Source organism: Paraliomyxa miuraensis, assembly GCF_026337845.1.
GTDB lineage: Bacteria > Myxococcota_A > Polyangia > Nannocystales > Nannocystaceae > Paraliomyxa > Paraliomyxa miuraensis.
The window spans coordinates 69765-82423 of record NZ_JAOVZF010000164.1 but is presented as its reverse complement, the minus strand read 5'-3'; the positions used below and the strand labels follow the sequence as shown (position 1 = coordinate 82423).

Annotated in this window: 8 protein-coding genes; 5 read left to right on the top strand and 3 right to left on the bottom strand. The window is 70.6% G+C overall.

What is annotated here, in order from left to right; genetic code table 11:
* Nucleotides 1–3 precede the first annotated feature (3 nt).
* Together OEB96_RS43535 and OEB96_RS43530 are read right to left on the bottom strand one after the other, a co-directional pair.
* Nucleotides 4–1611, bottom strand: a complete 1608-nt coding sequence (locus OEB96_RS43535; protein WP_266222896.1) for a vWA domain-containing protein — start codon at nucleotides 1609–1611, stop codon at nucleotides 4–6.
* 250 nt (nucleotides 1612–1861) lie between these two features.
* Nucleotides 1862–4063 (bottom strand): hypothetical protein, encoded by a 2202-nt coding sequence (locus tag OEB96_RS43530; protein ID WP_266222895.1) that lies wholly within the window; start codon nucleotides 4061–4063, stop codon nucleotides 1862–1864.
* A gap of 237 nt (nucleotides 4064–4300) precedes the next feature.
* Here OEB96_RS43530 and OEB96_RS43525 point away from each other — a divergent pair, with 237 nt between their 5' ends.
* Nucleotides 4301–4843 carry a hypothetical protein gene (locus OEB96_RS43525; RefSeq protein WP_266222894.1) on the top strand — a complete coding sequence of 181 codons (543 nt, stop codon included), beginning with the start codon at nucleotides 4301–4303 and terminating at the stop codon, nucleotides 4841–4843.
* 12 nt (nucleotides 4844–4855) lie between these two features.
* On the opposite strand, the gene OEB96_RS43520 is transcribed toward OEB96_RS43525, so the two are convergent.
* Nucleotides 4856–6199, bottom strand: coding sequence for a sigma 54-interacting transcriptional regulator (locus tag OEB96_RS43520; RefSeq protein WP_266222893.1), 1344 nt, complete (start codon nucleotides 6197–6199; stop codon nucleotides 4856–4858).
* Between the two features lie 552 nt (nucleotides 6200–6751).
* On the opposite strand from OEB96_RS43520, the gene OEB96_RS43515 reads away from it, so the two are divergent.
* The 4 genes from OEB96_RS43515 (at nucleotide 6752) to OEB96_RS43500 (ending at nucleotide 12541) form a co-directional block, all read left to right on the top strand.
* Entirely contained in the window at nucleotides 6752–8503 is a 1752-nt protein-coding gene (locus OEB96_RS43515) for a serine/threonine-protein kinase (RefSeq protein ID WP_266222892.1), read from the top strand.
* 101 nt (nucleotides 8504–8604) lie between these two features.
* Nucleotides 8605–10272 carry a serine/threonine-protein kinase gene (locus tag OEB96_RS43510; RefSeq protein WP_266222891.1) on the top strand — a complete coding sequence of 556 codons (1668 nt, stop codon included), beginning with the start codon at nucleotides 8605–8607 and terminating at the stop codon, nucleotides 10270–10272.
* Nucleotides 10269–10946: a hypothetical protein gene (locus OEB96_RS43505; protein ID WP_266222890.1), complete on the top strand. Its 678-nt coding sequence runs from the start codon at nucleotides 10269–10271 to the stop codon at nucleotides 10944–10946. The genes OEB96_RS43510 and OEB96_RS43505 overlap by 4 nt, the downstream gene beginning before the upstream one ends.
* Nucleotides 10947–11050: 104 nt before the next feature.
* Nucleotides 11051–12541 carry a hypothetical protein gene (locus tag OEB96_RS43500; protein ID WP_266222889.1) on the top strand — a complete coding sequence of 497 codons (1491 nt, stop codon included), beginning with the start codon at nucleotides 11051–11053 and terminating at the stop codon, nucleotides 12539–12541.
* Nucleotides 12542–12659: the final 118 nt, after the last annotated feature.

Sequence of the window (12659 nt, the reverse complement as noted above, 5' to 3'; positions counted from 1 at the left end):
GCGCTACTCCATCAGCGCCTCGAGCACGCTGCGGATCTCCGCCAGGTCCGTGTCCCCGGGCAGCGCGGCTTCGGCCTGCTCGAGCGCGGCGAAGGCCCCCTGCACCGTGACGGTACGGCCGTCGGCGTCGGCACGCTTGTAGGCCTTGAGGCTCTCGGCGTAGGCGTACACGGCCGCGCCCTTGAGCAGCCGGCCCCCGTCGGCCTCGGCCGCGAGCAGCTCACCGATTGCGGCCTGGTGCACGAGCTCGCGCGGCTCGAAGGTCACGGCGTCGCGCCAGCGCACGGTGACGGTGATGGCGGCGTCGTCGGTCGCCAGCTCGGGTGCGCAGGTGTGGAGCTGCTGGTGGAACACCATGGCGTCGTTGGGCGCAAGGTGCTGCGGCTCGACCTCGCTGGCGTTGGTGCTGATCTCCTCGGCGCTGGTGCGCACGATCTCGAAGCCGGGCGGCATGTCGAGCTGGACCTGGACGTCGCGGGCGGCCACGGCCAAGGTGCTGATGAAATCGTCGTGGAAGACCGACCAGGCCTCGTCCTCGGTGGCAATGAACACCGAGGCACCCTTGCCGGCATCGGTCACCGCATCCATCAGGTCGTCGTGGTAGGTCGAGGCGTCGCCCACGCCCACGCCCACCATGTAGATGCCGTCCTGATCGTTGGTGCCGCTCTGCTCGGCGATGAGGTCGATGTCGGTGATGCCCGCGTTGGCGCCACCATCGCTGATGAGCACGATGCGGTTGATCCGATCGGCGGCGAACACCTGCTCCGCGAGCCCGTAGCCCGCCACCAGGCCGCCATGAAGGTCGGTGCCGCCGCCGGGCTCGAGCTCGTCGAGCTTGGCGAGCAACAAGGGATCGTTGGGGCCGGACACGTGGTAGCCGCCAAGGACCACGGCGTTCTCGGTGCTCCAGGTGACCATCGAGACCGTGTCGCCTTCGTTCAGGCTGGCCGCGATCGCGAAGCCGGTCTCCTTGAGCATGTCCATCGCGGTGCCGGCCATCGAGCCCGAGGTGTCGAGCACGAGGGTCAGGTTCATCGGCGGGCGGAGCTCGTTGGTAAGCTGCTCGCTGCTGATGCCGATCTGAAGCAGGTAGTCGCCCTCGGCTCCGCTCTCGTCCTTGGCCAGCGAGGGGGTCACGACCAGGCCGCCGGGCTCGGCCGCGGGATAGCCGAAGTCGTAGTAGTTGAAGAACTCCCAGGTGCGGATGGCGACCGATTGCACGCTGCCCCAGCCGCTGAGCACGGCCTCGCGCACCTGGACCGGCGACGACATCGAGTTGGAATCGTCGGGCGAGAGGAAGAGCGTGACGTCCGTCTGCGCATCACAGGCCAGGGGCTGCTCTTCACTCGCGTTGTCGATCCCGTCGTCGTCGGGCTCGGGCGGAGGCTCGTCGGGTCCGGCCCCATCGTCGCCATCTTCGCCGCCGCTGGTGCCGGCCGGCTCGTCTTCGTCGCCGGCATCGCCGCTCGGATCGCTCGGGTCGTAGTCGCCGCCGTCGGCGTAGCCGGGGTGGCGGTCGTCGGAGTCATCCGTGGAGGAGCAACCGGCCGCGCTCACCGCCAGCATGGCGAGCACGAGCGGGGTCGACGGGCGAAACGAAGCAAGGCTCATGGTCGTGCAATCCAAGAGCGGCACGAGCAGTGCCGCAGGCCGGTCCCTGCGTGTGCAAGACGGGGACCCCGGACTGACAATGATGTGATTTCGGCTAGTTGGCGGGCTCGAGACAGCGTGAGGGCCCGTGCCTTCGGACGAGGTAGGGCGCGGGTGTCCTGGATGGAAGGGCGCGGAGCGACGTGCACGTCGTGACGGCCGGCTCACGCTCCCTGGCCGTGTGGTGCAGCAGCGCGCCCTGGCCAGCGGCTCAGCGGTCCCTGGCCTCGGTGGGCGAGATCCGTGCGACCTCCATCAGGACGTGGGGCTGCCCGTCGTCGATCCACAAGCTGGTTCGCGCGCTGCGTTCGGAGGCCCAGGTGCGCGCAAAGCCGAGCTCGTCGACCGCCTCGGGAACCGACGCGACCAGCCGCCACAGCTCGGGAATCTCGGCGTAGAGCAAGGGCTGCTGGCCGTCGTCGGTGGCGAGACCGAGCAGCCACCCCAGTCGCTGCGGCGCGTCGACCACGGTGAGCCAGCCGTGCACGACGTCGTCCTTGGGGTCGGGATCCTTGCGGGTCATCAATACGGCGGGGAGGTCGTCCTCGGGGATCCGCAGCATCATCACGCTGCCGTCGACGCCCTCCACCGTGGTCGGGCTCATGCGCATCTCGGCCATCGAGAGCAGGGTGCTCACGAGTGCCATGTCGTTGGCGGGCACGCGGAGGTAGGCGGCGTACTCGGCCTGCAGCGAGCGGCGGCCCACGTCGAGGCGTCGCACGCTCAGGCCGGCGCCCTGGATCCGACCGATCGCGTCGAGCAGACCGCGGACCATCGCGGCCTCGGGACCGCGGGCCTCCGACAGCGGCAGGTGCCACAGCCCGGTGCCCAGCGCGTTGGGCCAGGTGGCCACGAGGATGAGCACGCCCGCGAGCTCGTCGGCGTCGTCGATCGCGTCTTCGAGGCTGCGAGCGTCGCCGTAGATCCCCAGGCCGAGGCGGTTGCCCAGCGCCTGGGCGGAGGGCAGGCCCCGGCTGCGGGCGCACAGCAGCGAGCCGTCGCACAGCGCCGCGAGGGTGGGAACGGGTACCACGACCGGCGGCGAGGCGAGGACCTCGCGGGCGAGCGCGCGCTGATCGTCGCGCACGGGCCACGTGACCTGGAGCTGGGTTCGTTCGCGGTCGTGGTGGACGTTGGCGAGCACGCCGTCGAACAGGCGCGGGACGTCGAGCATGCGACGCAGCGCCTCGCCCTCGCGGACGCGACGCTCGACGCCTTCGCGCGGCTGGTCGTAGTCCCAGGTCAGCGAGCGCAGGGCATTGCCGACGCGCTCGTGCTCGAACAGCTCCACGAATGCGGTGGCGTCGACGTAGAGGCTGGCATGGCCCGCCATGCTCCGTAGCTCGGAGAGCTTGGCCGGGGGAGCGCCGAGCGCTTCGGTGGTGGCGCGACGGCGGGCCTCGGGATCGGCGTCGTCGGACGAGCGGCCCAGGAAGGTCAAGAGGTCGAAGACGACGGCCTTGCCGTCGCGGCGCGCGATGACCAGTGCATGCCCGTCGGCCACGCACAGCTCGGCCTCGAGCCCGCTGCACTGGGCCCGGCCTCGCTCGTGGTCGCGCGGGCTCATGCGGGTCCGGATCTCGCGGAGGATCTGGTCGGGGTCGTCGGTGGGCACGTGGAAGCGGAACTGCATCGCCATGCCGTCGGATTGGCGCAGCAGCTCGTCGATCTCGCGGCGCTCGGCGGGGGTGATGACCGGCGGGGGCGGGGGCGGGGGCTCGGCCCACGGACTGCCCAGAACGCCTCCGATGACGCCGCCCGGAACGCCACCGGGGACCTCGATCGTCGGTGGCTTCGACGAGGGGGGTGGCGACTCCTCGATGGGCTTGGCCTCGATGGTCGGCGGCTCGGGTGGGGGCGGAGGCTCGGGCTCGAGGTGCGACTCGGGCAGCGGCTCGACGAACGAGGGCTTCTCGTCGAGGTCCTTCCTCATCACTCGCGCCATCAGGCCCAGGAAGTGATCGTCGCGGTGGTGGATGCCCCTGGTGACGGTCTTGCGCGCGTCGGTGCCCACGGGGCGACCCAGCGTCATGCTCACCACCGCATCCGGGGGGATGGAGAAGCGCGCGAGCACGTCGTCGTTCAGGACGTCGAAGCCGAGCTCGCGGCGGGCCTCGGCGAGCTCGCGGGTGACGTAGCCGGGCAGGGGAAGCTGCTGCAGGAAGCTCTGGGCGGCACCCGCTCGAACCGCGACGAAGATCGCCCCGCGGTCGAGCAGGCCCGGTGCCTCGCCGAAGGCGTCGAGCTTCACGGGGGCGACGCGGGCGGGGGTGTCCGGCGTGCCTCCGAAGGGCCCCGCGGAAGCGCCACCGTCGCTGGCGGGCTCGTCCTTCTTGCAACCCGCGCCCACGAGCACCACCACGGCGAGCGCTCGCGAGAGGAGTGCGACCGCCGTCTTCCATCGCCGAGTCATCGTGGATGGGTATCACGGGCGGGGAGGCGGGGGCGAAGCGATCTCCATGGTGCGAGGCACGGAGAAACCGGGCGATTGCGACCCGGACTCGGCTGGCATGGGATGAATCGGTGGAGTGGTCGACGCGGCGGGTCGCGGCCTGTGCGCAATGCACCCCGGGGCCCCTGGGGCTGGCTCGCAGGGCGGACGTGATGGCGGGAGCGCGATCTCGGTCCCGGTGGCTGGTACCGTTGGGCGGTGAGCCGGTCTGGGCTACGTGCGCTGGTGGTGGGGTCGATCGCCATGGCGATCGTGCTCGCACCGCGGCCGACCCACGCCAAGCGCAACCGAGGGCCCACGCAGATCACCCCGGAGGCGAAGAAGGGCAAGGAGCGGCGGCAAGCTCGGAGGTCCGAGACCGACCACTCCGAAGGCGGCACGCGCCAAGGGGTGCTCGAGCTGAGCCTGGGGTCGGTGGTGGTGGGGACCTCGGCGCTGCTGGTCGGGCGGGGGATCTGGGAGGCGGTTCGGATCGAGAGGACGGTCGAGGCGTGCGAAGCGGGGAGCCTCGCGCTCGATTGCGCCTTCAACAACCCGGGACGCCACGTCGGGATCGCAGTGGGTCTTTCGTTTGGGTTCGCCGCGGTGCTCGGCCTGGCGGGCGGCTTCTTGCTGACCCGTGGGGTGCGGATCCATCGGGACTATCGGAAGTTCCAGGCCGCCCAGGCGCAGGTGTCGGTGCAGCCGTGGGCGTCGGTGCAGCGCCCCGCGGGAGGGCTGTCGCTGCGCCTGCGATTCTGAGGCGACGCGAGCCTAGGACTCGCCCGTGTAGAGATCCAGTCGCTTGAGCCGCTCCCGCAGGGAGCGGCGGCTGGTACCCAGGCGCAGGGCGGCGTGGGTGATGTTGCCGCGGGTCTCGATCATGATGCGGCGCAGGTAGTAGCGATCGAGCTGGTCGTGGGCCTCGCGGTAGGGCAGCGCCAGCAGCTCCTCGGTGCCCATCAGTCCGCCCTGGTCGCGCAGCGCGAGATCGTGGGCGTGGAGCCGAGAGCCGTGGGCGAGATGCACCGCGCGCTGGATCACGTTGCGAAGCTCCCGGATGTTGCCCGGCCATCGATGCTCGCGCAGGGCCTGCCTGGCGTCGTCGCCGAGCTCGAGCTCGCGGCCATCGGTGAGGCTGGCCTGCTCGGCGAGGAACTGGGCCGCGAGCAGCTCGACGTCGTCGCCCCGCTCGCGCAGCGGCGGGAGCTCGACCAGCGCCTGGGCCACGCGGAAGTAGAGGTCCTCGCGGAAGCGCTTGGTGGCCACGAGCTGGGGCAGGTCGGTGCGGGTGGCGGCGACGATGCGCACGTCGAGGGCTCGCCGTTGGCCGAGTAGCTCGCGACTGGGCTCGCGTCCGGGCTCGCGACCGAGTTCGCGTCCGGGCTCGCGTCCGAGTTCGCGCCGGGTCCCGCGGCGATCGAGCAGTCGCAGGAGCCGCGGCTGCAGCTCGATGGGGAGCTCGGCGAGATCGTCCAGCATCAGGGTGCCGCCGTTGGCGTCCTCGAATGCATGATCGAGCGCCGGGGCGGTGAGGCTGGCGCAGTCGACCGTGGCGAAGGGACCGGTGCGACCGGATCGCAGGTGCAACGAGCGGGCCGCGACCTCCTTGCCCGTGCCGGTCTCTCCGGCGATCAGCACGTCGATGGTGGTGGCGGCCAGCCCGTCGAGCTGGGCGAACACCTCGCGGATGACCGGGCTGTCGCCCCACATCTCCTCGAAGCGATCGTCGGCCGAGACCGGAACCTCGACCTCGCCGGCCTCGAGCAGCTCGAACGTCACCTCGCCGGCGGAGAAGCAATCGCCGGGGTAGAGCTCGACGTGGAAGATCCGGCGGCCGTCGAGGTGCAGGCCGTTGGTGCTGTCGAGGTCTCGTAGCTCGACGTGCTCGCCTCGTACGCGCAGCTCGAAGTGCAGCGCGCTCACCGAGGCATGCGGCACGATCACGTGGCAAGCCTTGCTACGACCCACCGTGACGCGGGGCAAGGTGAAGGTCTGCGGTGCACCCGGGGCGGGCCCATCCGTCCGCCGAAGCTTGAGGCTTCGCAGCCTGCGAACGACCGTGGCCGTCCGATCGGTCCGCGTCGTCGCGGCCGTGCGATCCACCGTATCCGTCATGTCGAGGGGTAGATATCACGTCGGATCCAAGGGCGTGAATGGTCATGTTGGGACCAGCGTCCGGGAAGATGGGGCTCACCGCAATCGAACGAATTGGCGGTCGTATCGGCGGTTCTGGTCCAACGGGGGGACTTGGGTGGCGCCAATCTGGAACGGACTGCACCGGATGCTGCAATGGTGCGCGCATGAAGTGTGAATTCTCGACATCGATCCGTCCGGATCGTCGCCTCGTGACGTGAAGCGGGTCGTGAGCCGGAGGCGGGGCGGATGTCGAGAAGGCGATGACGAGCCGAGCGGCGAGGAGTCGAGGACGAGGCGCCCATGGGAGTCGATGGGGAATCGATGACCGGTACGGTAGTGTGCCAGTTGGAGCGATCGCCAACCGAGGTGGTCACTCCAAACCATGCGATTGGTGGGCATTGGTGACTCGGTCGAATTTCGCGAAAGGGGCATTCCTTCGTCGAATCGACGATGGTACATAGTCGAACGTCGAGGCCGACGATCGTCGGTCATCGGTCATCGGTCATCGGTTGTGGATCGAAGGCGCAGATCATGGCGATGGAGGTTGGCACCAACGCCGGGCCAGGCCCGGGATGTCTACGCAAGGCCGGCTACGAGCTGGTGTGCCGCCTGGGAGCGGGCGGCATGGGCGAGGTATGGGCTGGGGCGCGCCTGGGGCTCGAGGGGGCCATCAAGCCTTGTGCGATCAAGCTCATTCGACCCGCGTTCGCCAACGACGATCGGTATCGCCGCTTGTTCGTGGACGAGGGGCGAGTTGCCATGATGTTGGGCCACGCCAACATCGTTTCCGTATTCGACGTGGGGGTGGTCGACGATCTGTTGTTCATGGCGATGGACTGGGTCGACGGAGTCGACCTCGGTACGTTTCGGCAGCAGGTCCAGATGGCGGCCGGTGGGCGTCCGATGGCGGTCGAGGACGTGGTCCACATCGTGGGCGCGCTGCTCGATGCGCTGGTCTACGCGCACGACTTCGCGATTGCGGGCCGTGAGCATGGGATCGTGCATCGCGACGTATCGCCGAGCAACGTCATGATCACCTCGCGAGGCGAGGTGAAGCTGATGGACTTCGGACTCGCGGGGCTCGACCAGACCCTCCTGGGAGCGGGAGCGGGGGTGGGCGCGAGCCGGGGAGACGATGCGATCGGAGGAGCGGGGCTGCGCTTCCGCGGCACGCTGCGGTATCTGTCGCGCGAGCAGGCGAGGGGACGGCCAGGGCCCGCGTCCGACTTGTTCGCGGTGGGGACCATCCTCCACGAGCTGCTCGAGGGTCTGAAGTTTCGCCACTGGTGCAAGGACGAGCGCGAATTGGTGACGGAGATCCTCGAAGGCGGCATTCCTCGGCTCGATCGATGGGTGCCCGCGCTGGTCGAGGGTCTGCGGCGATCGTTGCTCGAGCCGCGGGTCGAGCTCCGCATCAAGTCGGCCCGCCGAGCGCTGGCGATGCTGACGTCGTGGGCGGGCTATCGCAACCGGCGGTTGTTCCTGGAGGCCTTGTATCGCCAGGTCGTTGGCGAGCCGAGCTCGGGGCTCACGCGATTGCTGTCGCTCGGGGTGCGCAGCGAAGTGCTCGACGAGGTGCGTCGTCGGGTGGAGGCCGGACGCTTGGTGACCGTGGCCGCTCCATGGCCCGAGGTCGACGACGATGCTGGCGTCGGTCCGTGCACGGGAGTGGAGGCCAGGGAGGCGGAGCGAACCGTTCCCATTCGTGCGACCCAACCTCCGGTGGGGCCTCCGGTGGGGCCTCGGGTGGGAGCGGCAGAGGTCGGTGCGCGCCTGGAGGCGAGAGCCGTCGGGGATGCGGTGGTACGCGCACGGACGGCCGAGCGGGTATCGGCGCATCGCGTCGCCCGCGAACCGGGCGACGGCGACGAATCCGGCGACGAGCACGACGGGTGCGATGAGGACGACGAGCGTGACGAGCGGGACGAAGAGGACCCCTTCGAGCGCGAGATCACCGAGCCATGGCCGGGCTCGCGGGGCACTGCGCCCTCGTCCTTCGACGAGTCGGCGACCGCGTGGCTGGTGTCGTCGTCCTCCGGTCTCTCGATCGACCCCGTCGATGGTCCGACCAAGGGCCTGGCCCATGGTTGGGGAGGCAAGGGGGCTCGAGCCCTTGCGATGACGAGCCCATGGGGCAGCGCTTCGCCCATGCGGTTGGCCCTGCTGATGGTGCTCGCGGCCCTCCTCGGTGGGTTGTCGACGTTGGTCGTGCTGGGGGTGGCATGGGCCAACGAATGGGCGAAGCCAGCGAGTGCGGTTCTGGGATGGGGAGGTCGCTCGTGATCGAGGAACGGCGGAAGGAACGACGAGAGGCACGACCGGAGGCGCGGTGGGGTGACGCGTCGCGTTGGCACACGCGGTCGGGTTGGCCCTGTCCCGAGGCCGTGCCCGGCGAGCTCGTTCCCGGAGTCCTGGTGGGTGGTGGTCGCTTCGTGGTGGGCGAATTGCTCGGCCGGGGTGGCATGGCCACCGTGTACGCGGGGCATGATCGCCGGCTGGATCGCGAGGTGGCGCTCAAGGTGATGTTGGGCGATCCCAGGGAAGAGCCGGCTCGTGCGCAACGCTTCGAGCGGGAGGCCGAGCTGGTGGCGCGGCTGCCGTTGCACCGCGGGTTGCTGCGATGGCTGGGGGCGGGCCGGCTGCCCGAGCTGGAAGGACGGCCGTTCCTCGCCACCGAGCGCGTGCCCGGTCCGACGCTGGCGTTTCGCATGGCGGCGGCGCTGTGCATGCGACCCGATGAGGTCGTGCGCGTGGGCCTGGGCTTGGCCGAGGCACTGGTGGCGGCGCACGGGGTGGGGATCGTCCATCGCGACCTCACCGCTCGCAACGTGGTACTGGCTTCACCTGGGGGGAGCGAGACCAACGAAGGGGTCGATCCCGACGAAGCGGCGCAGCCGGTGCTCGTGGACTTCGGGCTGGCCGCGGTGTTCGACCTCGAGCCGCGGATCGTTCGGCTGACTTGCGCGGATCAGCGACCGGGGACGGTCACCGCGATGGCCCCCGAGCAGTACCGCGGGGCCGCGCCCCATCCCTCGATGGACGTGTATGCGGTGGGGCGACTGCTCCATCAGATGCTCACGGGCGAAGACCCGCATGCGACGGTCTCGCGCACGCGGCTGCTCGAGCTCCACTACGAGGGCGTGCGGGTGGTACCCCGCCTGGCGGGACGGGACCGAGAGGCTCCATCGTCGCTGGGGAGCTTGATCGATGCCTGTACCGAGCCCGAGTCACGGCTTCGGCCCTCGGCCGAGGAACTGTGCGGCGAGCTGAGGGCGATCACCCAGGCGCTCGGTGGCAAGGCTGCGCTCGCCACGGTGATCTCGTTCCCCCGACCAACGACGTGCTCGACCGAGGTCCACCCCGTGGTGGGGAGCGAGGTGAGGGATGCGGTGCTGGCACCCGTTGGAGCGCAGCGGACCGCCTTGGAGCGATGGTGGTTCTTGCTCGTGATCGTGGGCGTGGCGGCGCTGGTTCGGGGATGGCTTCAGCCCGATGCTGCGGATCCACTCGCACGGGGTGAAGCGATCGCGGGCGCCGGGGCGCCGGAACCTCCGGAACCTCCAATGGTCGCGTGGCCCTCGACGGTGGTGCCGCTCGCCACCCTACAGAACGAGGGCTCGAACGGCCGCCCGAGCGGGGTCGAGGACGGGGTCGAGATCGCGGAGCCGAGCGAGGCCCGGGCCAAGCGAGGCGCGAGTCAGGAGTCTCGATCGCACTCGACGTCGTCCGGCGGGGCTCATCCACGAATGGTGCGCATGGGCGTGGAGCCGTCGCTGCCCTGGTGCGAGACCCAGCGCCAGCGAGCCCGGGCGGCGGCTCGGCGCTGGGCGTGGGCCGAGGTGCTGGAGGTGACCGCCGAGTCCACGTGCTGGCCCGAGCCGAGCCCTCGCATGCGGCTGCGACTGGTGGCGTGGATCGAGCAGCAACGCTTCGATGCCTGTGTGAGCGAGGGGGCCGCGGTCCACGATCCCGCCTTGGTGCGCTTGGTCGAGCGCTGCCGACGACGCCTCGATCGCACGGGCGTCGTCTCGCTGGGGGGAGGGGCGCCATGAGCACGCTGGCGGCCGTATTGCAGGCGCGCGCCCTGGTGAGCGCCCTGGCGGGGGTGACGTCGTCGTCCGCTCCGGTCTCGGTGGTGGTCGATGCGGCGGTGGTCGATCGCGAGGCGCTCGCCACCCGGGTGCTGGCGGGCACCAGGGGCATGGTCACCTCCACTTTGGCCTCGATCGTGATCACCGGGGAACTGCTCGACTTCCGCGTGCACATCGTGGTGCCCGGTACGACTCGAGGCACGTGGTCGTCGCGATGCACGTGCACGCACGCCGAGCTGGTGCCCCACGTTCGAGATCACCTCGCGCAGGCACTGAAGGCCCAGGATCCCGCGATGACGCTCGCGGCACCCCCGGATCCCGAGCCGCCCGAGCCGCCCAACCCTGCCCCGAGGCCCGAGTCTCGCACCCGGTCCGCTCGCCACGGCACGGGCTTGGGCCCGGCGGGCCGCGCCGGGGCCGTACTCGCGGGGCTCGGGGGACTGGGCCTCGGTGCCGGTGCGGCCGCCCTCGCGATCACGCATCGCTTCTACGACGAAACCTTCCAATCCAGCGCCGACGTTCGGGCCCGAGGCATCGCTGCCGTCACGGTGGGGAGCGCCATGCTCGTCAGCGGGGCGGTGCTGCTGCTGCTCGATCGCCGCCGTCGCCAGGCCCGGCCGGAGTCCCATCGATGATGCTCGCTCGCTCCTTCGTTCCCCATGCCTTCCTTCGTCGGTCCGGTCTCTGGTCGGGTCTGGGTCTCGGCCTCGGCGCTTGTCTGGGGCTGGGGCTGGGTCTCGTGCCCTCGTGTAGCCTCGATCCCAACCTGCGGCACTGCTCGTTGCTCGAAGGCGACGAGACCTGCGCGGCCCTCTATCCCAGCGGAGTGCTGCCGTTTTGCAGCGCGGGGTGCCAAACCAGCCCCCATGGCAACGGGTGCGTGGCCGATCGGCCCGAGGACGCCTGCTACAGCCCCTGCGGCCAGGGGTTGACCGCGGTGGAGCTAGCCCAGTGCCCGCAAGGGAGCTCGAGCGCGGGCAGCAGCGGGGGCTCGACCGGCGAGACCGGGGCCACCAGCTCGAGCACGGCGCAGGCCGATGACACCGCCTCGGACACCGGGATCCCCGGTTGTCGGGTGGATGCGGATTGCGAGCCCACGATGCCCTCGTGCGTGGATGGGCAGTGCGTACCGTGCACCCTGGCCCCGGATCCGGATCTGGTGTGTGCACAGCTCGATCCCATGCGTCCGCTGTGCGCCGACGATCGCTGCGTGGCGTGCACCGAGGACGACGCCAGCGCATGCGAGGACCCCACGCCCGTCTGCGACCTGGTCGAGGGCACGTGCGTCGCCTGTACTCGCCACGAGCAGTGCCCCCAGAGCGCGTGCCACCTCGAGATGGGGAGCTGCCTGCCCACCGATCGCGTGTGGTGGGTCGACGGCGATGCGGGAGGCTGTGCCGGCGCCGATGGCAGCGAGGCATCCCCCTACTGTACGGTGGCCGGTGCCCTGGCCAACGTGGGCGTGGGCGAGACCGGGACTCTGTGGGTACGGGCGCGCGCCGGTGATGCGGCCTATGCCGCGGGCCTGACCCTCACCGGTGGTCGGGTGGTGGCGGTGCGAGGCCTGGCCGACGAGCGGCCGCGCTTCTCGGGCGGCGGAGTGGGAGCGCCCATCACCATCTCGGGCGGCGCGGTGGCCTATCTCGATCGTGGTCGCGTGGATGGAAGCTCGGTGTCCGAGGCCATCGCGGTGGTGGGCGCGGTGCTCCACCTCGATGGCTGGCTGGTGGTGCTCAACCCCGGCGGGGGCGTGTCGCTGTCCAACGGGGCCGAGCTCCACGCGCGCACCTCGGTGCTCGGGGCCAACGGCTCGGGCCTCATCGACGCCCAGGCCCTGCGCGCCGCGGCGTCGACCTTCGAGCTCCGCTACGTGACGGTGGCGGGCAACGACAGCGCGGGCGTGGCCTCCATCGAGTGCATGGGTGGCAGCGCGGGCGTGGTGCACGACTCGATCGTGGTGGGCATCGACTCCGGCTCGATCGCGTGCCCGGGCCTGGTCGTCGACCACAGCGCCATCGACTCGCTGCTGGCGGGTGATGGGGTGGTGCTGCGGGAGTCGTTCGACTCGGGCTGGTTCCTGGCCCCGGGCGCGGGCGACTTCCATCTCGTGTCTCCACATCCGTTCGACGACGTGGCGCAGTGGCAGCCGGGCGACCCGATCGTCGATCTCGATGGCGAGCCGCGCCCGCAGATGGCCGGGGCCCCCGATGTGGCCGGGGCCGATCGCTGAGCTCGCAGGGCATGGCGGCCGGCGCCGAGGGTCGGTGGAACTCTTCCTCGAGACTGGCCCGGGCACACGGCCGAGCCGGGGCCAGGGGGACGTGGCCGCCGTGCTACCGTGCGGGGCC

What these genes read in the sequence shown, in the direction of transcription:
- OEB96_RS43535 (WP_266222896.1), bottom strand. Translation starts at nt 1,611, where the DNA reads ATGAGCCTTGCTTCGTTTCGCCCGTCGACCCCGCTCGTGCTCGCCATG.
- OEB96_RS43530 (WP_266222895.1), bottom strand. Translation starts at nt 4,063, where the DNA reads ATGACTCGGCGATGGAAGACGGCGGTCGCACTCCTCTCGCGAGCGCTC.
- OEB96_RS43520 (WP_266222893.1), bottom strand. Translation starts at nt 6,199, where the DNA reads ATGACGGATACGGTGGATCGCACGGCCGCGACGACGCGGACCGATCGG.
- OEB96_RS43515 (WP_266222892.1), top strand. Translation starts at nt 6,752, where the DNA reads ATGGCGATGGAGGTTGGCACCAACGCCGGGCCAGGCCCGGGATGTCTA.
- OEB96_RS43505 (WP_266222890.1), top strand. Translation starts at nt 10,269, where the DNA reads ATGAGCACGCTGGCGGCCGTATTGCAGGCGCGCGCCCTGGTGAGCGCC.